Below are 22,057 nucleotides of genomic sequence, written 5' to 3'. Positions count from 1 at the left end.
GTCCTTGAATTGTATGGAAGGTCCGGGCCTTGGACGGCCCGGTGAAAAGTCAGGCAGCCTCAGACTGCGCCGCGATCTCGGCCTCAAAAGCCCATGCCAGCCAAGGCAGCATCGCTTCGATATCCGAGGTCTCGACCGTGCCGCCGCACCAAATGCGCAGGCCTGCGGGCGCGTCGCGATAGGCACCGATGTCCAGCGCGATGTTCTCGGCCTCGAGCCGCTTGGCCACGGCCTTGGCGAAACTCGCTCCGTCCTGAATACGCGTGTCGGTGAATTTCAGGCACACAGAAGTGTTCGATTGCGTCGCCGCATCTTCAGCCAGATTAGCAATCCAGTCGTTTTGATCACAGAACGCATGCACCGCCCCGGCATTGGCATCGGCGCGCGCAATCAGGCCCTGCAGACCACCGACCGAACGCGCCCAATCCAGTGCGAACAGGTAATCTTCGACAGCAAGCATCGAGGGCGTGTTGATTGTTGCACCACTGAAAATACCCTCGATCAGCTTGCCGCCTTTGGTCAGGCGGAAAATCTTGGGAAGAGGCCATGCGGGCGTGTAGCTTTCCAGACGCTCCACCGCGCGGGGCGACAGGATCAGCATGCCATGGGCCGCTTCTCCGCCCAGCACTTTCTGCCAGCTGAACGTGGTCACATCCAATTTGTCCCACGGCAGGTCCATCGCAAAGGCCGCCGAGGTCGCGTCACAGATCGTCAAACCCTGACGGTCATCCGCGATCCAGTCGCCATTGGGAACCCGAACACCCGAGGTGGTGCCGTTCCATGTAAAGACAACATCGTTGGCGAAATCGATGGATGCCAGATCAACGATCTGACCGTAATCTGCGGTCTTGACCTCAGCGTCGATCTTCAGCTGCTTGACCACATCGGTCACCCAGCCGGAACCAAAGCTCTCCCATGCCAGCATCTCGACCTTGCGTTCGCCCAGCAGCGACCACAGAGCCATTTCAACCGCGCCGGTGTCCGAGGCGGGAACGATGCCGATCTTGTAGTCTGCTGGAATCCCCAGCACTTCGCGCGTGCCCTCGATCGCAGCCTTCAGCTTGTCCTTGCCGACAGCTGCACGGTGCGACCGGCCCAGCGCAGCATCGGCCAGTTTGGTCAGATCAAATGTGGGGGGTTTGGCGCAGGGGCCAGAGGAAAAACGCGGATTTGCCGGCCGCGTTGCCGGTTGTTGAATACTCATCTGTATTACCCTTCCAGATACACGCCCCTCGTTGGGGAGGGGTGTCCCACAGACAGAGCTATTGCCTGGGAATACGCTCAGCAAGCGGAAAAGACGCATCGGGTGCCAAAAACGACACCCGATCCTGTGCGTATCTGGAACGTGAGTTTCCTATCCGCTTCAAGAAGCGAAGCGAACGGCCTCTCCGGTCTCAAGAGCTTCTTGCGCGGCCAGCCCCATCTTCACGGCCCAAAGACCATCTTGCAGAGTCACTTCGGGCCGGGCTTTCTCACCCCGCAGAACCGCTAAAAACCCCTGATGCTGATAGAAGATCGAGCCGTTGTGATCCCCGGCAGCCAACAGGCGCGGATCGACCGGGATATCCTTAGCGATCGGCCCTTTGGGATCACGCGGGCTGACGATCACCTGTGGCACCGGTGGTTCGCCCAGATGCTCTGGCCAAAAACGCCCCGGCCCCGGTACCAGCGCTTCGATCTTGGCATCCGGACCTACGGCCGAGATCTCCTCTTGGTACCGGGACCCTTCGGCGAACATGCACAGCTCTAGCATCGCCCGCGCGCCTGAAGCGAAATCGACGATGACATAACCATGGTCGAGGATGTCCGGCGTTTCACCTTCATAGGCCTCATCCAGATGATTCACCGCCTGCCCGCCACTGGCGGTGACGCGCACCGGGTCGGATTGCAGGATCAAACGCATAAGGTCGAAGAAATGGCAGCATTTCTCGACAAAGGTGCCCCCGGTGTTGCGGTTGAACCGATTCCAGTTGCCGACCTTTTCCAAGAATGGGAACCGATGCTCGCGGATCGACAGCATCTTGACCCCGCCTGTCGCCTGCGCCTCGGATATCAGCGCGGCGATGGGCGGCATATAGCGGTATTCCATCGCGACCCAGATCGGATGCGGGTAGTCGCGCTGAAGCGCCTCCAGTCGCGTCGCATCGGCGGGATCCGTGAACAGAGGTTTTTCGACCAACAGCGGCAAAGGGTGCGTCAGGGCGATTTCTTCGATCTGGTTCACATGCAGATGATTGGGGCTAACAATGACGACACAATCCAAATCTTCCACCGCCAGCAATTCGGCCACTGATGATACCATCTTGGCGTCTGGTGCGATCTCCTGTGCGACCTTGGCCATCTCGGCGTCGGGTTCAAAAATCGCTGACACGCGCGTGTCGTCCAACAGGGCAATATTGTGCAGATGTTCCTGCCCCATCATACCGCATCCGATCAGCCCGTAGTGAATGGTCCGGGTCATGCGCAGTTCCTTCTACTTCAGTCGTTGGACATAGGTGGCCCGATCCGGGTCGAACCATGTTTTTGAAAACTCAACAGGTTCAGGTCGTTCCGACCAACTGAACCGTTCGATGTAGCCGACCGTTTCTCCGGCTGGTTTGGTGAATTCGGGTGGCGTCCAGTCCGGCAAGGCCCCGATTGCGACCCTGTCTTCGGCGCGTGTGATCCAGAACCCCAATTGGTGCTGATAGTACCGATAAAGTGAGTCGGAGAGCAGGCTCTGATCGATCCGTCCGGCGGCATCATCAAGCCAGATTTCCTCGACCGCGATAATTGTGTCATTCAGATAACGCATTCGACGCACACGGGAACCGCTGTCTGACGCTCCAAAATCGGGCAGATCGATTGGCTTTTTTACGTGGTCCACAGACAGGATATCCGCGCGCGGAAGGCCACCGCCTTCGGGCAGTTCCAGTCGGAACATCCCATAGACACTGTTCTGCGTTCCGGTCTCTCGGACATAGTTGCCTGAGCCCTGAATACGCTCCAGCATCCCCTTTTTCTCAAGCTCGGCGAGCGATTTTCGCAACGTCCCCACGGACACGTTCAGATCTGCTGCCAACTCCCGCTCAGGCGGCAGACGCTCGCCGGAAATCAGACGCCCGGCCGCGATGTCACGGATCAGCAACTCGGCGATCTGAACGTAAACCGGTAAGGCATTTGGGTTTCGGTTGGCGGAGGACATCTTTGGGCGCTTCATTCAGTCGCAGGAAAAATTGATACACCATTGATCTACATCAATGTGATTGCTACGCAAGAGGAAAGTCACAGTCGACCGGAGAACGAATCAAATGACCATCGTCCCCATCACTTCCCCCGATCTGGACGCGGCTGAGGTTTCGTGGTTCGCGGCGCTGTGTTCGGACGATTATCAGTTTCTGGGCGTGCCTGACGGCGATCTGCGGTCCAGCTGGGACCACTGCTCGGGCATCGTGAAAGAAGCCGAGGCGCAAGGGTTTAGGAACATCCTGTGCCCATCCTCGTATCAAGTCGGTCAGGACACGCTGAGTTTTGTCGCGGGATGCGCGCCGATCACCGAAAAGATCAACATGCTTGCCGCCGTCCGCTGCGGCGAGATGCAGCCGATCATGCTGGCGCGCACCATTGCGACGCTGGACCACATGCTGAAAGGGCGGCTGACGGTCAACATCATCTCATCCGACTTCCCCGGTGAAAAAGCCGACAGCGCCTTCCGCTATCAGCGCTCGCGCGAAGTGGTCGAGATTCTGAAACAGGCCTGGACCCAGGATGAAATCAACCATGCGGGCGAGGTTTATAACTTCTCGCGCCTCACGACCGACCCGGCAAAACCGTATCAGACCGGCGGCCCGCTGCTTTACTTTGGCGGCTATTCCCCGTCCGCTTTGGACCTGTGTGGCGAGCATTGCGACGTCTACCTGATGTGGCCAGAGACCAAGGATCAACTGGCCGAACGGATGAAGGCCGTGCACGCGGTGGCCGAGAACTACAACCGGACGCTGGATTATGGTCTGCGCGTCCACATGATCGTTCGCGACACCGAGGTCGAGGCTCAGGAATACGCCGACTACATCGTCTCGAAGCTGGATGACGAATATGGCCGCGCCATCCGTGAGCGCGCTTTGGACTCGACCTCTCTGGGCGTCGCGCATCAGGCCAAGAACCGCGATCTGGCAGATGAATATGGCTATGTGGAACCGGGTCTCTGGACGGGCGTTGGTCGCGCGCGTTCGGGCTGTGGTGCCGCGCTGGTCGGGTCGACCGATCAGGTTATGTCCAAGATCGAAGAATATCAGAAGATGGGCATCCGCGCCTTCATCTTCTCGGGCTATCCGCACATGGACGAGGCCCGCCATTTCGGCAGCCGTGTTCTGCCAAACCTAAAAACCTGCTCTCTTCCGGAAGCTTACGGAAGGGTTCCCGCAAATACCCCGGCCACACCGCTGGGCAATGGAGTTCGTCGCTGATGCAACGTGTGAAACTTTCTGACTCGCTGGATATGAGCCGCCTTGTCTATGGCATGTGGCGCTTAGGCGATGACACAGATACATCGGCGGCCCATGTCGAGGCGAAGATTCAGGCCTGTCTGGATCAGGGTATCACCACCTTCGATCAGGCCGATATCTACGGCGACTATAACGCCGAAGCTGTTCTGGGCGCCGCATTGCGGGAAAACCCCGCACTGCGCCAGAAAATGGAGATCGTCACCAAATGCGATATCGTTGCCCCTTGCGGCCGGTATTCGCATGCGAAGGTCAAATACTATGATACCTCGCGGGCGCATATCCTGAAATCGGTGGAAACCTCTCTGTCCGAGATGGCCATTGACCACATTGACCTGCTGCTGATCCACCGCCCTGATCCGTTCATGGACCACCATGAAACCGGCGCTGCGCTGGACGAAGTGGTCGCAAGCGGCAAAGTCCGCGCAGTGGGTGTGTCCAACTTCCGCCCGTGGGACTGGAACCTGCTGCAATCGGCGATGAAGACACCTCTGGTTACCAACCAGATCGAGATTTCGCTGGGCGAGATCAGCCCCTTCACAAACGGCGATCTCGCCTTTCACCAGCAGCACGGTCACCCGCTGATGGCCTGGTCGCCGCTGGGCGGTGGGCTGTTGATGGCCGGCAACCCTCCGGTCGGTTTAGTTGCAGACGAGATAGGCGAAGAGTTTGGTGTGGACCGCGCCGCCGTCGCGATTGCGTTCCTGCTGGCGCATCCTGCAGGCATCCTGCCGGTTCTGGGCACCAACAATCTGGACCGCATCAAGCGCATTTCCGACGCGCTGAAAGTCAAATTGGATCGCGAGAGCTGGTTCCGCCTGTATGAGGCGGCGCTGGGGCAAGAGGTACCATGATGAATGCAATTTCAAAGGACATGACCCACACATTCGTCCCCCACAAGGACGACACCCGCACCCTGCGCGACGCTTTCGGCCGATTTGCCACCGGTGTGACCATCGTCACCTGCGACAGCGCCGACGGCCCGATCTGCATCACGGCGAACAGTTTTTCCTCGCTGTCGCTGGATCCGCCGCTCATCATGTGGGCTGGCGACCGCAACTCGCGCCGGTTTCGCTATTTCCATGAGGCACGTCATTTTAGCGTCCATGTCCTGTCCGCTGAACAGGCCGAGCTGTGCTTTGGATGCTCGAAAGACGCGTATGCATTGAAAGAGATTTCGCACGACCGCTGCGAAAACGGAACGCCGTTGCTGCCGGATTGTCTGGCGCGGTTTGAATGCGAACAGCACGCCTATCACGATGCAGGCGACCATGTCATTGTTGTTGGAAAGGTCCTGCGTGCCAGTATGGCGGACGGAGACGCATTGACCTTTTACGCCGGAAAGCTCGGCCAATTCGCGCATCAATAAGCGCGGGATAACTGTCGCGGGGAAAACCTGCGGCTGAAAAGGGAGGATCCGCATGGGCGGATTGACATCGGTGCTGGCGCCGATCGCGTTTGTGAATGAAACCGTGCTGCGATTGGGCCGTGCGGTTGGTGTCGTTGCGATTGCGCTTATGGTTATCGCCATCCTGATTCAGGTGTTTTTCAGATACGTGCTCGGCAACGCATTGCCCTGGCCGGACGAGGCCGCGCGGTTCTGCATGCTGTGGATGACCGGCCTGATGGCCCCCACAGCCTTTCGGCGCGGCGGGTTTGTCGCCATCGACATGGTGCCCCTGATGCTGCCGCGCGCCGTTGGGCAGATCCTGAACATTCTGCTTTTGTTGGTATCCTTGGCCGTCCTTCTGGTCGCCGTGAACATCGGCTGGTCCGAAGTCACGGGCTTTGGCGGAAAGTTCGCTACAGCCGCGCTGTATCTTCCGACCTCTTTTGGATTTGACGAATGGTTCCGCATTCCGCGCAGTTGGATGATGGCCTCGTTGCTGGTCGGGGTGATCCTGCTGATTTCGGTGAATATCGAGCTGATCCTGCGCGCTTTCATAACACTTTTGGGCGGCGGTCATCTGCTGCCCGATATTGCCGACGCACCGGTGGGGGCTGAATAAATGCTGATATGGTTCCTACCCACATTTCTGGTGTTCCTGCTGATCGGCCTGCCGGTCTTTTTCGCATTGCTGGCAGCCCCCGGCATTCTGCTGTGGCTGAACGGCCAGACCAACGATATCACGCTGCTGTATCGCAATGTCTATAACGGCATGGACAGCTTTCCGCTGATGGCGATCCCTTTCTTCATGCTGGCCGGAGAACTGATGAACCGGGGCGGCATCACGTTGCGGCTGGTTGAATTCAGCCAGGCCCTGATGGGGCATCTGCGCGGAGGTCTTGCGCATGTGAACGTCCTCAGTTCGATCCTCTTTGCAGGCCTGTCTGGTTCGGCAGTGGCCGACACGTCGGCGCTGGGGTCGATGCTGATCCCGGCGATGGAGAAACAGGGATATACCCGTCGCTTCGCTGCCGCGATTACGGCGGCCAGTTCGGTGATCGGGCCGATCATCCCGCCTTCGGGCATCATGATCATCTACGCCTATGTCATGGGCGAAAGCGTCGCGGCCCTGTTCCTAGCCGGTATCGTACCAGGCGTGATGGTCGGCGTTGGCCTGATGCTGATGATCAAGTTTATGGCGGACAAGTACGACTTCCCCGTCGCCAGTCGAAAGTACACTTGGGGCGAACGTCGTCAGGCCAGCCTCAAGGCGTTTTTCCCGCTCCTGACACCTGTGATCATTCTGGGCGGTATTCTGGGCGGGATATTTACCCCGACCGAGGCAGCCGCAGTTGCCGTTGGTTATGCCTTTATCATCGGGTTCTTTATCCTTCGGACGCTGACCCTGAAAGAGGTGCCGGAAATCCTCAGCAATGCAGGTCTGACTTCGGCCGTTGTTCTGCTGCTGGTCGGGGCCGCGATGGCGTTCAAAACGGTCGTCAGCCTTAGCCACGCGCCCGAGCAACTGGCTTCGCTGATCCTCAGCCTGTCTGAAAACCCGCTGATCCTGCTGTTCCTGATCAACCTGCTGCTGTTCATCGTCGGCATGTTCCTGGACGCTGGCCCCGCGATCATCATCCTGGGTCCGATCCTGGGCCCAATCTTCACCAGCCTTGGCGTAGACCCGATCCATTTCGCCATTATCATGAGCGTCAACCTGACGGTGGGTCTGGCAACGCCGCCGATGGGGCTTGTCCTATTCGTGGCGGCCGCCGTGTCGCGCGAAAAGGTTGAAACCATTGCCAAGGCAATCCTGCCGTTCTTAGCGGTCGAAATCATAGTGATCTTCCTGATCACCTATATCCCCGCACTATCCATGACGATCCCGAGGATAACGGGATTTGCCAACTAACTGAGTTCCATAGGGAGGAAACGCATGCTCAGATCTTTCATCAAAACCGCAGCGGTGGCCACGTCGCTGGTGGCCGCGTCTGCCATGGCCGCGACAGCCGCCGATTACACTCTGCGCGCGACTGCAAACTCGAATGAAAACGACGAGGACTATGACGGTCTGGTCGTCTTCAAAAACTATGTCGAGGCCGCATCGAACGGTGCGATCGAGGTTGAGCTGTTCATCGGTACGCAACTCTGCTCCAACGGGGCCGAGTGTCTGCAGGGTGTCGCGGACGGGACCATCGATATCTACATTTCGACCTCGGGCGGCGCTTCGGGCATCTTCCCTTACGTTCAGGTTCTGGACCTGCCTTATCTGATGGCCGACGACCGGATTGCCGAGCATGTCCTGTCAGGCGATTTCACCCGCACAATGCGCGATATGGCGCTGGAAGATTCCGGTGGAGCGATCCGTCTGATGACCATCGGCAACACCGGTGGCTGGCGCAACTTTGCCAACACGCAGCGCCGCATTGCCGAACCTGCGGATATGGAAGGTCTGAAAATCCGCACCGTGGTTGCCGACCTGCCGCAAGAACTGGTCAAGGCGCTGGGTGCCTCGCCCACCCCGATCCCGTGGCCCGAACTGTTCACCAGCTTCCAAACCGGTGTAGTCGAAGGGTCCAAGAACGGGATCACCGACATCATGGGCATGAAATTCCCTGATGCGGGTCTGCAATATGTCACGCTGGATGGCCACGCCTACATGGGCGCGCTGTGGTGGATGAACAACGCCAAGTTCCAGGAGATGCCCGAGGACATGCGTCGCGTTGTTGTCGATGGGTTCTATGCCCTGCAGCAAGCCACCTTTGCTTCGCCCAAGCGCAAGTCGATCCAGGCATATGAAGATTTCGTAGCCGGTGGCGGCGACCTTTATGTTCCGACCCCGGATCAGAAGGCCGCGTTCAAAGAGGCTGCAACGCCCGTTTATGACTGGTTCCAGTCCAACGTTGCCCGCGGGGATGAGATCTTTGTTGCTCTGACCGAGGCTGTGGCTGCAGCCGAAGCGGACGTTAACGCCTCGCGCGATGCGGACCTGAACTAAGCATAGTGGGTCGGGCCTAAAGGCCCGGCCCTTACCGAAACGGGTACATCCACCCTTTGTAGTCATTCACCAGAACATGCGCCCTTTCGATTTGCTCCGGCGACATTTTCTTGACCACTTCTTCAAGGCTGATCGCCGCGTCGGGATCGCCTCCAATCGCGCTGAGCGTGTACCACATATACGCCCTGACCAGATCGGGCGCAGGCATGCCCAGACCCAGCTCATAATACCAGCCGACACCGGATTGGGCCCCCGGGTGCCCCTTCATCGAGGCGCGCAGATACCATTCAAACGCCCGCTCATAGTCTTGCTCAACCCCCAGCCCAAGTCCGTACATGACGCCGATCAGCTCTTCAGCCTCGGCATTTCCCGACCGGGCGGCTGGCATCAGTTCTTCACGCGCGGCTTTGAACTCTCCGGCTTCCATCATGTCGCGGGCCTGCTCCAATTCGGCCATCGCCGGAGTCGCAAGACAACAAAGGGCAAATACAATCTGGCGCATGGGGTTACTTTCCTGTTGGCCGGAGCCGCCGCAGCACAGGACTTGCCGCGCCCGCTGACGGATGATGATTTCTTCCCCTTTGATATGGACCAGGCCGCCATTGGTCATCAACTGTTTTACGACCCCATCCTGTCGGGCAATCAGAACATCAGCTGCGCCCATTGCCACCACCCGGACTTTGGCACTTCGGACGGTTTATCGCTTGGGATCGGCGAAGGCGGCCAAGGTCTGGGGCCGGACCGCACGCCTGGGGTTGGCGCAGACAAGATCCGCAAGCGTATCCCCCGCAATTCTCCGGGACTTTGGAACCTAGGGGCCAAGGAAATACACACGGTCTTCCACGATGGACGGCTGAGCATCTCGGACGTCTACGGCAACGGCTTCAACTCTCCGGCGCAGGAGTGGCTGCCCGAGGGATTGAACTCGCTCCTCGCCGCGCAGGCTCTGTTCCCGCTGACCTCGCAGTTCGAAATGGCCGGGAATGTGGCCGAAAACCAGGTTACCGGCGCAGTGCATGATCGTATCGACAAGGGATGGCCGATCCTGGCCAAACGCGTCCGCACCGATCCACGCTATGGTCCTGCCATTGTCGCCGCGTTTGATGAAGTCACGAAGACCGAAGACATCACGATCACCCAGATCGCCAACGCATTAGCTGCCTTCATGGCGGTCGAGTGGCGCAGCACCGACAGCCCGTTCGATCAATATCTCGCGGGAGACCCGAACGCGCTGTCCCCGGTCCAAAAAGACGGGATGGAGTTGTTCTACGGCAAGGCCCGCTGTGTCACCTGCCATTCTGGCCCGTTGATGTCGGATCAGGGCTTTCACGCTTTGGCCGTTCCACCCTTTGGCCCCGGCCGCACCCGGCAATGGGATCCTTACGTGCGCGACGTCGGGCGCATGGGGGAAAGCGACAGGGTCGAGGATGCCTACCGCTTCCGCACTCCAATGCTGCGCAACGTGGCACTGACGGCCCCATATGGACATAACGGGGCCTTTCCGGATCTTGAGAGCATGATCCGTCACCACCTGAACCCTGCGGACAGTTTCACAAACTGGACCCCTGAAATGGCGGCTTTGCCCAGTGTGCCTTGGTTGCAAAAGGCGGATTTCGTCGTCTGGCAGGATCAGCTTGAGATGCAGCGCGTGCGCAAAAAGATCGACATCGATCCGCTGGCATTGTCAGAGGCTGAAATTCAAAACCTCGTGGCGTTTTTGAACGCGCTTACGGGGGCCAGCGTGGACTCGCCGCCATTCGGCGTGCCCGAAGGCTTTGAACCTTAGGAAAAACCCCCGCTTTTCAGCGGGGGTTGTCGTTACTCAGCGGCTTCTTGGTATGCGTCCATTGGAGGGCATGTGCAGATTAGGTTTCTGTCGCCATATGCGTTGTCGACGCGGTTGACGGGGGACCAGTATTTGTCGACGCCCATGGAGCCTGGAGGGAAGCAGGCCTGTTCGCGGGTGTAGGGGCGGTCCCAGTCGCCGACCAGATCGCGCACCGTGTGGGGGGCGTTTTTCAGCGGGTTGTTTTCCGCGTCGATCTTGCCGTCGATGATGTCCTGCGCTTCGGCGCGGATGGACAGCATGGCGTCGCAGAAGCGGTCCAGTTCGTCCTTGGGCTCGGACTCGGTGGGCTCGACCATCAGGGTGCCTGCGACCGGCCAGGACATGGTCGGCGCATGGAAGCCTGAATCGACCAGACGTTTGGCGACGTCATCCACGGTCACATGCGCCGCCTCGTCCAGCGGACGGGTGTCGAGGATGCATTCATGCGCCACACGGCCGGACTCGGAGGTGTAGAGGATCGGATAGGCATCCTGCAGACGTGCGGCGATGTAGTTGGCGTTCAGGATCGCCACTTTGGTCGCCTGGGTCAGACCCGCACCGCCCATCAGCAGCACATAGGCCCATGAGACCGGCAGGATCGACGGAGACCCGAAGGGTGCCGCCGAGACCGGACCCACGGCAGTGCCGTATTCCGGGTGGCCGGGCAGGTGCTCTTCCAGATGCGCCTTGACGCCGATGGGGCCCATGCCGGGGCCGCCACCGCCATGGGGGATGCAGAAGGTCTTGTGCAGGTTCAGGTGGCTGACGTCTCCGCCGATGTCACCGGGGCGCGACAGACCCACCATGGCGTTCATGTTGGCGCCGTCGATATAGACCTGACCGCCGTGGTCATGGGTGATCTGGCAGACCTCCTGCACGGTGGTCTCGAACACGCCATGAGTGGACGGATAGGTGATCATGCACCCGGCCAGATGATCCGAGTGTTTCTCGGCCTTGGCGCGGAAGTCATTCAGATCAATATTGCCGTTCTCATCCGATTGCACCGGCACAACCTGCCAGCCCACCATCTGCGCCGAGGCCGGGTTGGTCCCGTGCGCCGAGGTCGGGATCAGGCAGACATTGCGGTGCCCTTCGCCGCGGGCGAAGTGATAGTTGCGGATGGTCAGCAGGCCTGCGTATTCCCCCTGCGCGCCCGAGTTGGGCTGCTGGGAGATCGCGTCATAGCCGGTGATCTGGCACAGCTTGTCGTTCAGATCGGCGATCATCTCGTGATAGCCCTGCGCCTGATCTTCGGGGCAGAACGGATGCAGGTTGCCGAACTCGGGCCATGTGACCGGGATCATCTCGATCGTGGCGTTCAGCTTCATGGTGCAGGACCCCAGCGGGATCATCGCCCGGTCCAGCGCCAGGTCGCGGTCGGCCAGACGGCGCATATAGCGGGTCATCTCGGCCTCGGCCCGGTTCTTGTGGAAGATCTCGTGGGTCAGATAGGGCGTCTCGCGCAGCGCGTAATCCGGCAGGCGGTACTGCTTGTTCGAGCTGTCGTCGGTGCGATCAATGCCAAAGGCCCCCCAGACGGCCTCGATGGTCTCGGGGCGGGTCTGTTCGTCCAGGCTGATGCCGACCTTGGTCTCACCGACCTTGCGCAGGTTGACGCCACGCGCCACGGCGGCCTCCATCACCGTTTTCTGCAGATGGCCGACCTCGACCGTGATGGTGTCGAAGAAGACCTCGGGTTCAACCGAGAAACCCGCCTCTTCCAGACCAGCGGCCAGACGCGAGGTCTTGCGGTGCACCGATTGCGCGATGGCCTTGATGCCGTCGGGGCCGTGATACACGGCATACATTGAGGCAATGACGGCCAGCAGCGCCTGCGCGGTGCAGACGTTCGAGTTCGCCTTCTCGCGGCGAATGTGCTGCTCACGCGTCTGCAGCGCAAGGCGGTAGGCCTTGTTGCCGCGGCTGTCGATCGACACACCGATGATCCGGCCCGGCATCGCGCGCTTCAGCTTGTCGGTAGTCGCCATATAGGCCGCGTGCGGGCCGCCATAGCCCATCGGCACGCCAAAGCGCTGGGTCGAGCCGATGGCAATGTCCGCGCCCATCTCGCCGGGCGACTTCAGCAGCGCCAGCGACAGGATGTCGGCAGCGACGATGGCGATGGCTTTGTGTTCATGCAGCGCCGCGATCTCGGCGGTGTAGTCACGCACATGGCCATGGGTGCCGGGATATTGGAAGATCGCGCCAAAGACCGCGCCCGCATCCAGTTGATCAGGATCGCCCACCTGCACGTCGATGCCCAGAGGCTCGGCCCGTGTCTTGATCACCGCGATGGTCTGCGGGTGGCAGTTCTTGTCGACGAAGAAGGCCGCGTTGTTGCCCTTGGACCGACCACCACGCTTGGCCATCGCCATGGCCTCAGCCGCTGCGGTGGCTTCGTCCAGCAAGGATGCGTTGGCCACGTCCAGCCCGGTCAGGTCGCTGACCATGGTCTGGAAGTTCAAGAGCGCCTCAAGACGGCCCTGGCTGATCTCGGGCTGGTACGGCGTATAGGCCGTGTACCAGGCCGGGTTTTCCAGGATGTTGCGCAGGATCGGTGCAGGCGTGGTGGTGCCGTAATAGCCCTGACCGATCAGCGAGGTCAGAACCTTGTTCTTGCTCGCCACCTCTTTCATGTGGAACAGCGCGTCGCGTTCGGTCATCGCCGGACCCCAGTCCAGCGGTTCCTTCTGGCGGATCGCGGGCGGGACGGTCGCGTCGATCAGCTGGTCCAGTGTCTTGAAGCCGATCACCTTGAGCATATCCGCCATCTCTTGTGGCGACGGGCCAATATGGCGGCGATTGGCAAAGTCATAGGCTTCGTAGTCGGTCAGTTTGAAGGCCATTGCAGCGCTCCTATGAATAAGTCAGGTCCGGCGGAGGCCGCGAAAGCCTCCGGTAGAATGCGGGCCGGTCCGGCCCGGACGGATGGGTGGGGTCCCGGTCAGGACCCCTGCAGAGGCTCAGCCGATGAAGGCCTTGTAGCCGGCCTCGTCCATCAGATCCTCAAGCTGCGAGGCATCCGCGATCTTGATCTTGTAGATCCAGGCCTCGCCCTCGGGGTCTTCGTTCAGCGCGCCGGGGTTGTCGGCCAGCGCCTCGTTCACTTCGGTAATCTCGCCATCGACCGGGGCATAGAGCTCGGACGCGGCCTTGACGGATTCAATCACGCCGATCTCGCCGTCTTTCTCGAACTCGTCACCGACCTCTTGCTGCTCGACGAAGACCACGTCGCCCAGCTGTTCAGCCGCGTGCGCGGTGATGCCCAGCGTGGCGGTGTCGCCCTCAACGGACAGCCATTCATGCTCTTCGGAATAATAGGTTGCCATGTCTCTCTCTCCTGACTTCAACGCTTGTAATTCTGAGTGACAAAGGGCAGCGCCACGATCTGCGCCGGTTGCGCCTTGCCCCGGATGATCAGGTTCACCGTTTCGCCCGGTTCACCATGACCCTTGCTCACATAGCCCATCGCCACCGGTCCACCGACCGTGGGGCCAAACACGCCCGAGGTGATCTGGCCGATCGTATTGCCCTCGGCGCACTGGATCTCAACCCCCTGACGCGCCGGGGCGCGGCCTTCGGGCTTGATGCCAACCAGCTTGCGCGCGGGGCCTTCGGCCAGTTCCTTCTGCACGCGGTCTGCACCCGGGAAGCCGCCTTCTTCCTTGCGGCGCTTCTGGATCGCCCAACCAAGGCTGGCCTCGATCGGCGAGGTGCTCTGGTCGATGTCATTGCCATAAAGGCACAGACCGGCCTCAAGCCGCAGGCTGTCGCGCGCGCCCAAGCCCGCCGCTTCGCAATCCTCATGGGCCAGGAAAGCCTTGCTGATCTCAATCGCCTTGTCCTCGGGGATCGAGATCTCATACCCGTCCTCGCCGGTATAGCCCAGACGCGAGATGCGGCATTCGACGCCGTTGATATCGGCCACGGTGGTTTCCATGAACTTCAGGTCGCGCGCCGCCGGGCAGAGTTCCCCCACCACGTTTTCCGCCGCAGGACCTTGGACAGCAACCAGCGCACGGTCGAAGATCTCGGTCACTTCAACGCCGTCAAGGTTCGCTTTCATATGCGGAATGTCCTGATGGCGCAGCGCCGCGTTCACCACCACAAAGTAATGATCGCCCGCATTCGACACGATCAGGTCATCCATGATCCCGCCTTCCGCGTTCGTGAAGAACCCGTACCGCGCCTTGCCTTCCTTCAGCGTCGCATAGGCCTGCGGGCACAAAGCTTCAAGCTTCTCACCCACATGTTCGCCCCGCAGGATCACCTGCCCCATATGAGACACATCAAACAACGCCGCCTTCTCACGACACTGCTTATGCTCTCCCATGATCCCCAAAGGATACTGAACAGGCATCTCCCACCCAGCAAAATCAACCAACTTACCACCCAACTCTACATGCAAAGAATGGAGGGGCGTGCGCTTTAATGCGGTCATAATTCTAGCCTTTCGATCAGCGAGATTGGTCACGAACGACCATGACGGTGCAATGCGCGTTGCGCACGACACGCGCGAGGTTCGGGCCAATCTCATAGTTCGGGAAATCGCCTTTGGTCGACGCCATGACGATCAGGTCAAAGCCGTCCTTGTAGGCCAGCTTCAGAATTTCGCGGTAGACGCTGCCCTCTTCAACGTGGATTGCCACGTCGGAGACATTGCCATGATCCAGAATAGCCTGAACCGCGCCCCGCACATGCTCTTTGGCGCCTGCGCCATAATTGGCAGGAAGGTTCGGCAGCTGGATGATCTCGGGGATGACAGCAACCACATGCAGTTCAGCGCCATAGAACTTGGCCTGTTCCAATGCGAGCGGCAGGGCGTTCTTCCACGAACGGTCGTCGGTGTGGTCAATCGGCAGCAGGATTTTCGTGGCCATCTCGTCTCTCCTCGAGAAATAAAATTTGTTTCAAAGCCGGGGGGCCGGGTCGGCCCCCCGTTTTTCTCAGGACCGGATTACTCGGCAGGCTTGCCGCCCGGCTCTTCGGACTGACCGTTCGACGCAAAGAACTCTTTCGTCAGTTTGAAGACGATCGGGCTCAGCAGGGCCAGAGCGATCAGGTTCGGGATAGCCATCATGGCATTCAGCGTGTCTGCCAGCAGCCAGATGAAGCCCAGATCCGCAGTTGCGCCGAAGTAGATCGCCACGATCCACAGGATGCGGTACGGCATCAGCGATTTGACGCCCAACAGGAACTCGACGCATTTCTCGCCGTAGAACGACCAGCCGAGGATGGTGGTGAAGGCAAAGATCGACAGAGCGATTGCGATCAGAGCCCCGCCACCCGGCAGCGACGATGCAAACGCCAATGAGGTCAAGGCCGCACCCGACTCACCAGATGTCCATGCACCTGTTGAAATGATTGCCAGACCGGTGATCGAGCACACGATGATGGTATCGATGAACGTACCCAGCATCGCGATCAGACCCTGGTTGACCGGGCCTTTGGTCTCAGCTGCGGCATGCGCGATCGGAGCAGAGCCCAGACCGGCTTCGTTCGAAAAGACGCCACGCGCCACACCAAAACGGATCGCCGCCCAGACTGCCGCACCTGCAAAACCGCCTTCGGCGGCCGATGGGGTGAAGGCATAGGTGAAGACCAGCGACAGAGCGTGACCGATGTTGCCGATGTTGATGATCAGAACCAGAAGACCAGCGACGATGTAGGTAATCGCCATGGCCGGAACCAGTTTACCGGCAACCGCACCGATGCGGGTGATGCCGCCAAGGATCACGGCTGCGGTCAGGATCATCAGAACAACGCCGGTGACCGAAGTATTCACGCCGAAGTTCGATTCCAGAACCTGCGCCACACCGTTGGCCTGTACGCCGTTGCCGATGCCAAAGGCCGCGATGGCGCCGAACAGAGCGAAAGCTACGCCCAGCCAGGCCCATTTCGCGCCGAGGCCGTTCTTGATGTAGTACATCGGACCGCCGACATAGTTGCCCAGCTCGTCCTTCTCGCGGTATTTCACCGCGCAGACAGCTTCGGCATATTTGGTGGCCATGCCCACCAGGGCGGTCATCCACATCCAGAACAATGCACCCGGACCGCCCAGGAAGACAGCAGTGGCCACACCGGCGATGTTACCCGTACCGATGGTCGCCGACAGCGAGGTCATCAGCGCGTTGAACGGGCTGATCTGCCCTTCGCCCTGACCCTCGCGGCCTTGGAACAGCAAGCTGAAACCCTTGCCGATACGCAGGATCGGCATGAATTTCAGCCCCACCTGCAGGAAGAAGCCGACGCCAAGGATGAGAACCAGCATAACCGGCCCCCACACGACGCCATTGATGGCCCCTACGATTGAATTTAACGCTTCCATGGATTCCCTCCCATTTGCGTTTGGTTATGCCCCGGTGGCGATGGCCCGCTGGCGGGCTTGCTTGAGGGCGGCAAAATCTTCGTCCGCATGGAACGACGAACGGGTCAGCGGGGTCGCCGACACGTGCAAGAAGCCCTTGGAACGCGCGATCTGTTCCAGTTGGGCAAACTCCTCCGGTGTCCAGAACCGGTCGATTGGGTGATGTTTCGGGGTCGGCTGCAGATACTGACCAACGGTCAGAAAATCGACCTGCGCCGCACGCAGGTCATCCATGACCTGCCGCACGTCATTCAGGCTTTCACCCAGGCCCACCATCAGGCCGGATTTGGTGAAAACCTCAGGGTTGGCGCGTTTTGCGTCGTCCAGCAGCCGCAGCGACGTATAGTACCGCGCGCCGGGACGTACCGTAGGGTAAAGATGCGGCACAGTTTCCAGATTGTGGTTGAAAACATCCGGCGCCGCTTCAAATACGAGATCTGGAGCAGAGCCTTTGCCCAGAAAGTCAGGGGTCAGGACTTCGACCGTTGTACCAGGGTTCTGATGACGCACAGCGCGGATGGTCTGAGCGATGTGCTCGGCTCCGCCATCCGCCAGATCATCGCGGTCGACCGACGTGATCACCACATGGCGCAAGTCCAGCTTTTTGACCGCCGCCGCGACGCGGCCCGGCTCGAACGCATCCAGAGCATCGGGGCGGCCAGTGGCAACGTTGCAGAAGGAACAGCCGCGGGTGCAGACCTCGCCCATGATCATCATCGTGGCGTGACGCTTGGACCAGCATTCGCCGATATTGGGGCATGCCGCCTCTTCGCACACCGTCGCCATATTGTGGTCGCGCATCAGGCGGCGGGTTTCGTAATACTCAGGGCCGTCGATCTTTTTCTTGCGAATCCACTTGGGCTTTCGCGGGATGACACTGTCGGCCTTCTTGGCCTTCTCAGGGTGACGCGGGCGAAGCTGGATGGTCATCTGGCTGTCCTCACTCAGGCGTGGATCGCACGGCCCATGGCGTCGAGGCAGGCTTCCTTGACCGCCTCACCCATGGCCGGGTGTGCGTGACAGGTTGCGGCAACCTCGGCGACAGTGGCGTTTTTCGTCATGGCCAGAACAAGCTCGGCGATCAGGTCACCTCCATGGGCCCCGCAGATATGCGCGCCCAGGATTTTCCCATTGGGATCGGCCAAAACCTTGACCGCGCCGTCTGTTTCACCAGTCGACCGCGCGCGCGAGTTCGCCATGAAGGCAAATTTGCCGACTGTGTATTCGGTACCTGCCTCTTTCAGGGCCTCTTCCGTCAGACCGACCGAGGCGACTTCGGGGTCGGTGTAAACAACACCCGGAACAGTGTTGTAATCAACGTGACCGCCCTGCCCTGCAAGCATTTCAACGCAAGCGACGCCGTCCTCTTCGGCCTTGTGGGCCAGCATCGGACCGGGGACGCAGTCGCCGATTGCATAGATGCCGGGAACCGACGTGCGGAAGCTACCATCCACCTGCACAAAGCCGCGCGGGTCCAGAGCTATCCCCAGTTCTTCCAGCCCCAGCCCGCGCGTTACAGGCCGACGTCCGACGGCGATCAAAACCTTGTCAGCCTCGATCACCTCTTCCTTGTCTTTACCGACCCGATCCAATGTGAGCGTCAGTCCAGCGCCGCTCTTTTCGATGGACTTCAGCGCGCGCCCCAGCTGGAACTTCAGCCCGCGCTTGCTGAGCGCACGCTGCGCCAGTTTCGCAATCTCGCCATCGATCCCGGGCAGAACGCGATCCAGGTATTCCACGACAGTGACCTTCGCACCCAAGCGGGCCCAGACCTGTCCCAGTTCCAATCCAATGACGCCGGCCCCAACAACGACCAGATGGTCCGGGACGGTGTCCATCGCCAGTGCACCCGTCGAGCTCAACACATCTGCTTCGTCAATCTCGATCCCGTTCAGCGGTGTCGGCTCTGAACCGGTCGCAATCAGGATGTTCTTGGCTTCAAAAATATCGTCGCCAACCTTGACCTGACCATCCGCTGGAATACTGGCCCAGCCTTCAATCAGCTCGACACCGTTCTTTTTGAACAGAAATCCGATTCCTTTGGTCAGATCACCGACGATCTTGTCTTTGCGACCCATCATCGCGCCCAGATCAACGCTGGCCCCCTCGACCGCAATGCCATGGGAGGAGAGGTGTGCAAGTTCGGCATATTTGGCCGAGGAGGTCAGCAGCGCTTTGGAGGGTATACACCCCACATTCAGACAGGTTCCGCCAAGAGCACCGCGTCCTTCCACGCAGGCCACTTTCATGCCCAGCTGGGCGGCACGGATTGCAGCAACATATCCGCCGGGGCCGCCCCCGATGACGAAGAGGTCGTAGATGCTCATTGGCTGTTCTTTCAGTAGATCGGATGGTTGGCGCACAGGGCGCGCACTTTCCCGCGGGTTTCGGCTTCGACGGTCGCGTCCCCCTCGGGAGAGTTCGCCAAGGCGTCCAGTACGTCGCCGATCAAGTGGCCGATTTGCTTGAACTCTTCCGGTCCAAACCCGCGGCTGCAGCCCGCAGCGGTTCCAAGACGAATCCCGCTGGTGACTGTCGGCTTTTCCGGATCACCCGGCACGCTGTTCTTGTTGCAGGTAAACCCGGCACGCTCCAGCGCGGCTTCGGCGTCCTTACCGGTGACACCCAAGGGCCTCAGATCGACCAGCATCAGGTGGTTTTCAGTACCACCCGAGACGATGTCACAGCCACGCGCCATCATGACGTTCGCCAGAGCTGATGCGCTGTCCACAACGCGCTGCATGTATTCCTTGAACTCAGGCTTGAGCGCCTCGCCGAAGGCAACGGCCTTGCCAGCGATCACGTGCATTAAGGGGCCACCCTGCAAACCCGGGAAAACGGCCGAGTTGATCTTTTTCGCCAACGCCTCGTCATTTGTCAGAATGATCCCACCGCGCGGCCCGCGCAGGGTTTTGTGAGTGGTAGAGGTGACCACATGCGCATGGCCGATTGGCGAAGGGTGCAGCCCGGTCGCAACCAGACCCGCGATATGGGCCATATCGGCCAGCAGCCATGCACCGACCTCGTCGGCGATTTCTCGGAACCGTGCAAAGTCGATCTTTTGTGAATAGGCTGATGCGCCCGCGATGATGAGCTTGGGCTTTTCAGACTTGGCCAACGCCTCGACCTGATCATAATCAATCAGCCCCGCTTCGGTCAGGCCATACTGAACCGGGTGGAACCATTTCCCGGACTGGGCTGGCTTGGCACCATGGGTCAGGTGACCACCGGCATCCAGAGACATGCCAAGGATCGTGTCGCCGGGGCTGAGCAGCGCCAATTTGACGGCTCCGTTCGCCTGAGCGCCAGAGTGTGGCTGAACATTCGCGAATTCGCAGCCGAACAGTTTCTTGAGGCGCTCGATTGCCTCAACCTCAACCTCATCTACATACTCGCAACCGCCATAATAACGACGGCCGGGGTACCCTTCGGCATACTTGTTGGTGAGTACGGAACCCTGCGCATCGATCACTGCCTGCGAGACGATGTTCTCGGACGCGATAAGCTCGATCTGTTCGGCCTGGCGCTTGCCCTCACGTGCAACCGACGCGGCGATAACGGGATCTGCATCCTTGAGTGACTTTGTAAACACGATTTCCTCCCTCATACTCGAATCCCAAGTACGAAATTTTGTTTCCTATAGTGGAATTCTGTCCCTTAAGGCAACGGGTATCTCGAATTTGTGAAGTTGTTTAAGTGCGGGGAAATAGGTAACCTGCGGAAAATCAGGGAGATTTCTATGACCGATGACAACCTGAACGACGCCATCGGACCGGAAGATCAAGACGAAGGCGCGGCTTTGGGGCGCTCGATCAGGGACGCGCGCCGGGCAAAAGGGTGGACTTTGGAAGAAGCTGGACGGGCCGCGGGAATCGGTCGCTCGACGCTTTCCAAGATCGAAAACAACCAGACACGCCCCAGCTTCGATATTGTCCGAAGACTGACGCAAGCACTGGATATGAGCACCCCGCAATTGTTCCTGCAGTCGGGTCAGACCGGCATATCAGGACGTCGCGATTTCACGCCCAAAGGTTCTGGCGAAATGCGCGATACACCCACCTATCTACACGAATTGCTGTGCCCTGAACTCACCAGCAAACGAATGCTGCCCTATATCGCCACGATCAAAGCGCGCGATGTATCCGAGTTTGAAAACTGGATCCGACACACTGGTGAGGAATTCATGTATGTCATCAGCGGAGAACTGATCTTCGTCTCAGAACACTATCGACCTTTGCCAATGAAGGCTGGTGACTCGTTGTATTACGACAGTGGCATGGGGCACGGCTGCCTTTCGACCAGCGAAGAAGACGCGCGTGTTTTGTGGGTGTCGCTGGAATAGCTATTTGCCTGAGGTATCGAAGGACCACCTGTCAAAGCAAGAACCGGACCGGTTGCTGAGCGTTGAAACCAATCCGTGCTCAATCGAACTCCGGGCTTATTCGGCCAATGTGTGGGAAGACATCCAAGTCTAGGGTTTTTAATCCACCGTAAGTTGGCTGGCCTTAAATAGTCCAGAAAATCGCATACTTCCCGAATAATTCACCAAATGCTATGTGTCGATGCATCAATCGGAAGAATGGTGCTATGAACTCACTCACAAGAATAACCCGAGGGATAGGGGTCGCTTTCAAAGATGGTCGGGTCAAAGGCCTTCTGGCCTTTACAACCGGCATGATCTTATGGGCGTCGATTTTCTACCACTACGTCGAAGGGTGGAGTTGGCTCGATTCCATTTATTTCTCGGTCGTGACGATATCGACGGTGGGATTTGGCGACTTTTCTCCTGAAACGGCAGCGGGGAAAATTTTTACGATGGTGTATATCATCGTTGGCCTCGGCATTTTCGTGACCGCAGCGACCACAGTTGCGGACACGATCCTGTCCCAGGACGACGAAAAAGCCGAAAAATAAAGCCGAAACGCGTTCACACTTAGACCCTGCATCGGCTGCGCAGTTCAGCGCCGCGGCCCGGCAAAACCCGTGTGTTCAGGGT

The 22,057-nt window shown here is 59.5% G+C and carries 21 protein-coding genes; 9 read left to right on the top strand and 12 right to left on the bottom strand.

What is annotated here, in order from left to right; genetic code table 11:
- Positions 1-49: 49 nt before the first annotated feature.
- From GOV53_RS14660 to GOV53_RS14650, 3 genes are all read right to left on the bottom strand, one after another.
- Entirely contained in the window at positions 50-1,204 is a 1,155-nt protein-coding gene (locus GOV53_RS14660; protein ID WP_170467799.1) for a phosphoserine transaminase, read from the bottom strand.
- 159 nt (positions 1,205-1,363) lie between these two features.
- A complete protein-coding gene (locus tag GOV53_RS14655) occupies positions 1,364-2,461 on the bottom strand; it encodes a Gfo/Idh/MocA family protein (RefSeq protein ID WP_170467797.1) in 1,098 nt (365 codons plus the stop codon).
- A gap of 12 nt (positions 2,462-2,473) precedes the next feature.
- The gene (locus GOV53_RS14650) at positions 2,474-3,184 is read right to left on the bottom strand and encodes a GntR family transcriptional regulator (protein ID WP_170468108.1); all 711 of its coding nucleotides are present in this window, start codon (positions 3,182-3,184) and stop codon (positions 2,474-2,476) included.
- A 106-nt stretch (positions 3,185-3,290) separates the two neighbouring features.
- Here GOV53_RS14650 and GOV53_RS14645 point away from each other — a divergent pair, with 106 nt between their 5' ends.
- From GOV53_RS14645 to GOV53_RS14620, 6 genes are read left to right on the top strand one after another with little or no spacing between them, the layout of a single operon-like run.
- The gene (locus GOV53_RS14645; protein WP_170467795.1) at positions 3,291-4,445 is read left to right on the top strand and encodes an LLM class flavin-dependent oxidoreductase; all 1,155 of its coding nucleotides are present in this window, start codon (positions 3,291-3,293) and stop codon (positions 4,443-4,445) included.
- Positions 4,445-5,335, top strand: a complete 891-nt coding sequence (locus GOV53_RS14640) for an aldo/keto reductase (RefSeq protein ID WP_170467793.1) — start codon at positions 4,445-4,447, stop codon at positions 5,333-5,335. The genes GOV53_RS14645 and GOV53_RS14640 overlap by 1 nt, the downstream gene beginning before the upstream one ends.
- The gene (locus tag GOV53_RS14635) at positions 5,335-5,850 is read left to right on the top strand and encodes a flavin reductase family protein (protein WP_170427698.1); all 516 of its coding nucleotides are present in this window, start codon (positions 5,335-5,337) and stop codon (positions 5,848-5,850) included. The genes GOV53_RS14640 and GOV53_RS14635 overlap by 1 nt, the downstream gene beginning before the upstream one ends.
- Before the next feature lie 52 nt (positions 5,851-5,902).
- Complete coding sequence (locus tag GOV53_RS14630; protein ID WP_170467791.1) at positions 5,903-6,490, top strand: TRAP transporter small permease; 588 nt, start codon at positions 5,903-5,905, stop codon at positions 6,488-6,490.
- Complete coding sequence (locus GOV53_RS14625; RefSeq protein WP_170427704.1) at positions 6,491-7,780, top strand: TRAP transporter large permease; 1,290 nt, start codon at positions 6,491-6,493, stop codon at positions 7,778-7,780.
- A 24-nt stretch (positions 7,781-7,804) separates the two neighbouring features.
- On the top strand, positions 7,805-8,866 hold the full coding sequence (locus GOV53_RS14620; protein ID WP_170427707.1) for a TRAP transporter substrate-binding protein: 1,062 nt from the start codon (positions 7,805-7,807) through the stop codon (positions 8,864-8,866).
- Between the two features lie 31 nt (positions 8,867-8,897).
- Here the strand turns inward: GOV53_RS14620 and GOV53_RS14615 are convergent, their stop codons facing one another.
- Positions 8,898-9,368, bottom strand: a complete 471-nt coding sequence (locus tag GOV53_RS14615; RefSeq protein WP_170467789.1) for a tetratricopeptide repeat protein — start codon at positions 9,366-9,368, stop codon at positions 8,898-8,900.
- A gap of 15 nt (positions 9,369-9,383) precedes the next feature.
- Between GOV53_RS14615 and GOV53_RS14610 the strand changes: the two genes are divergently transcribed.
- Positions 9,384-10,652, top strand: coding sequence for a cytochrome-c peroxidase (locus GOV53_RS14610; RefSeq protein WP_170467787.1), 1,269 nt, complete (start codon positions 9,384-9,386; stop codon positions 10,650-10,652).
- Positions 10,653-10,684: 32 nt separating this feature from the next.
- On the opposite strand, the gene gcvP is transcribed toward GOV53_RS14610, so the two are convergent.
- From gcvP to glyA, 8 genes are all read right to left on the bottom strand, one after another.
- Positions 10,685-13,540 (bottom strand): aminomethyl-transferring glycine dehydrogenase, encoded by a 2,856-nt coding sequence (gene gcvP / locus GOV53_RS14605; RefSeq protein WP_170467785.1) that lies wholly within the window; start codon positions 13,538-13,540, stop codon positions 10,685-10,687.
- A 117-nt stretch (positions 13,541-13,657) separates the two neighbouring features.
- Positions 13,658-14,023, bottom strand: coding sequence for a glycine cleavage system protein GcvH (gcvH, locus tag GOV53_RS14600; protein WP_170467783.1), 366 nt, complete (start codon positions 14,021-14,023; stop codon positions 13,658-13,660).
- A gap of 17 nt (positions 14,024-14,040) precedes the next feature.
- Positions 14,041-15,138: a glycine cleavage system aminomethyltransferase GcvT gene (gene gcvT, locus GOV53_RS14595; RefSeq protein ID WP_170468106.1), complete on the bottom strand. Its 1,098-nt coding sequence runs from the start codon at positions 15,136-15,138 to the stop codon at positions 14,041-14,043.
- A 13-nt stretch (positions 15,139-15,151) separates the two neighbouring features.
- Complete coding sequence (locus tag GOV53_RS14590; protein ID WP_170467781.1) at positions 15,152-15,574, bottom strand: universal stress protein; 423 nt, start codon at positions 15,572-15,574, stop codon at positions 15,152-15,154.
- A 77-nt stretch (positions 15,575-15,651) separates the two neighbouring features.
- The gene (locus GOV53_RS14585) at positions 15,652-17,022 is read right to left on the bottom strand and encodes an alanine/glycine:cation symporter family protein (protein WP_170467779.1); all 1,371 of its coding nucleotides are present in this window, start codon (positions 17,020-17,022) and stop codon (positions 15,652-15,654) included.
- A gap of 24 nt (positions 17,023-17,046) precedes the next feature.
- Entirely contained in the window at positions 17,047-17,991 is a 945-nt protein-coding gene (gene lipA / locus GOV53_RS14580; RefSeq protein ID WP_170467777.1) for a lipoyl synthase, read from the bottom strand.
- 14 nt (positions 17,992-18,005) lie between these two features.
- The gene (lpdA, locus tag GOV53_RS14575) at positions 18,006-19,388 is read right to left on the bottom strand and encodes a dihydrolipoyl dehydrogenase (RefSeq protein WP_170467775.1); all 1,383 of its coding nucleotides are present in this window, start codon (positions 19,386-19,388) and stop codon (positions 18,006-18,008) included.
- Positions 19,389-19,399: 11 nt separating this feature from the next.
- Positions 19,400-20,668, bottom strand: coding sequence for a serine hydroxymethyltransferase (gene glyA / locus GOV53_RS14570; protein ID WP_170467773.1), 1,269 nt, complete (start codon positions 20,666-20,668; stop codon positions 19,400-19,402).
- A 132-nt stretch (positions 20,669-20,800) separates the two neighbouring features.
- Between glyA and GOV53_RS14565 the strand changes: the two genes are divergently transcribed.
- Together GOV53_RS14565 and GOV53_RS14560 are read left to right on the top strand one after the other, a co-directional pair.
- Positions 20,801-21,403, top strand: a complete 603-nt coding sequence (locus GOV53_RS14565) for a helix-turn-helix domain-containing protein (RefSeq protein ID WP_170429518.1) — start codon at positions 20,801-20,803, stop codon at positions 21,401-21,403.
- A gap of 245 nt (positions 21,404-21,648) precedes the next feature.
- The gene (locus GOV53_RS14560; protein ID WP_254439295.1) at positions 21,649-21,975 is read left to right on the top strand and encodes a potassium channel family protein; all 327 of its coding nucleotides are present in this window, start codon (positions 21,649-21,651) and stop codon (positions 21,973-21,975) included.
- Positions 21,976-22,057: the final 82 nt, after the last annotated feature.

Origin of the sequence: Ruegeria arenilitoris (genome assembly GCF_013035315.1) — a bacterium.
Lineage (GTDB): Bacteria > Pseudomonadota > Alphaproteobacteria > Rhodobacterales > Rhodobacteraceae > Ruegeria > Ruegeria arenilitoris_D.
This window is presented reverse-complemented; position numbering and strand designations above follow the sequence as displayed.

Excerpts from the sequence above, each read along its gene's own strand:
- GOV53_RS14585 (WP_170467779.1), bottom strand. The coding sequence starts at position 17,022 with ATGGAAGCGTTAAATTCAATCGTAGGGGCCATCAATGGCGTCGTGTGG.
- GOV53_RS14640 (WP_170467793.1), top strand. The coding sequence starts at position 4,445 with ATGCAACGTGTGAAACTTTCTGACTCGCTGGATATGAGCCGCCTTGTC.
- GOV53_RS14615 (WP_170467789.1), bottom strand. The coding sequence starts at position 9,368 with ATGCGCCAGATTGTATTTGCCCTTTGTTGTCTTGCGACTCCGGCGATG.
- lipA (WP_170467777.1), bottom strand. The coding sequence starts at position 17,991 with ATGACCATCCAGCTTCGCCCGCGTCACCCTGAGAAGGCCAAGAAGGCC.
- GOV53_RS14655 (WP_170467797.1), bottom strand. The coding sequence starts at position 2,461 with ATGACCCGGACCATTCACTACGGGCTGATCGGATGCGGTATGATGGGG.
- glyA (WP_170467773.1), bottom strand. The coding sequence starts at position 20,668 with ATGAGGGAGGAAATCGTGTTTACAAAGTCACTCAAGGATGCAGATCCC.
- GOV53_RS14590 (WP_170467781.1), bottom strand. The coding sequence starts at position 15,574 with ATGGCCACGAAAATCCTGCTGCCGATTGACCACACCGACGACCGTTCG.
- GOV53_RS14630 (WP_170467791.1), top strand. The coding sequence starts at position 5,903 with ATGGGCGGATTGACATCGGTGCTGGCGCCGATCGCGTTTGTGAATGAA.
- GOV53_RS14650 (WP_170468108.1), bottom strand. The coding sequence starts at position 3,184 with ATGTCCTCCGCCAACCGAAACCCAAATGCCTTACCGGTTTACGTTCAG.
- lpdA (WP_170467775.1), bottom strand. The coding sequence starts at position 19,388 with ATGAGCATCTACGACCTCTTCGTCATCGGGGGCGGCCCCGGCGGATAT.
- GOV53_RS14560 (WP_254439295.1), top strand. The coding sequence starts at position 21,649 with ATGAACTCACTCACAAGAATAACCCGAGGGATAGGGGTCGCTTTCAAA.
- gcvP (WP_170467785.1), bottom strand. The coding sequence starts at position 13,540 with ATGGCCTTCAAACTGACCGACTACGAAGCCTATGACTTTGCCAATCGC.
- GOV53_RS14565 (WP_170429518.1), top strand. The coding sequence starts at position 20,801 with ATGACCGATGACAACCTGAACGACGCCATCGGACCGGAAGATCAAGAC.
- GOV53_RS14660 (WP_170467799.1), bottom strand. The coding sequence starts at position 1,204 with ATGAGTATTCAACAACCGGCAACGCGGCCGGCAAATCCGCGTTTTTCC.
- gcvH (WP_170467783.1), bottom strand. The coding sequence starts at position 14,023 with ATGGCAACCTATTATTCCGAAGAGCATGAATGGCTGTCCGTTGAGGGC.
- GOV53_RS14645 (WP_170467795.1), top strand. The coding sequence starts at position 3,291 with ATGACCATCGTCCCCATCACTTCCCCCGATCTGGACGCGGCTGAGGTT.
- GOV53_RS14635 (WP_170427698.1), top strand. The coding sequence starts at position 5,335 with ATGAATGCAATTTCAAAGGACATGACCCACACATTCGTCCCCCACAAG.
- GOV53_RS14620 (WP_170427707.1), top strand. The coding sequence starts at position 7,805 with ATGCTCAGATCTTTCATCAAAACCGCAGCGGTGGCCACGTCGCTGGTG.
- GOV53_RS14625 (WP_170427704.1), top strand. The coding sequence starts at position 6,491 with ATGCTGATATGGTTCCTACCCACATTTCTGGTGTTCCTGCTGATCGGC.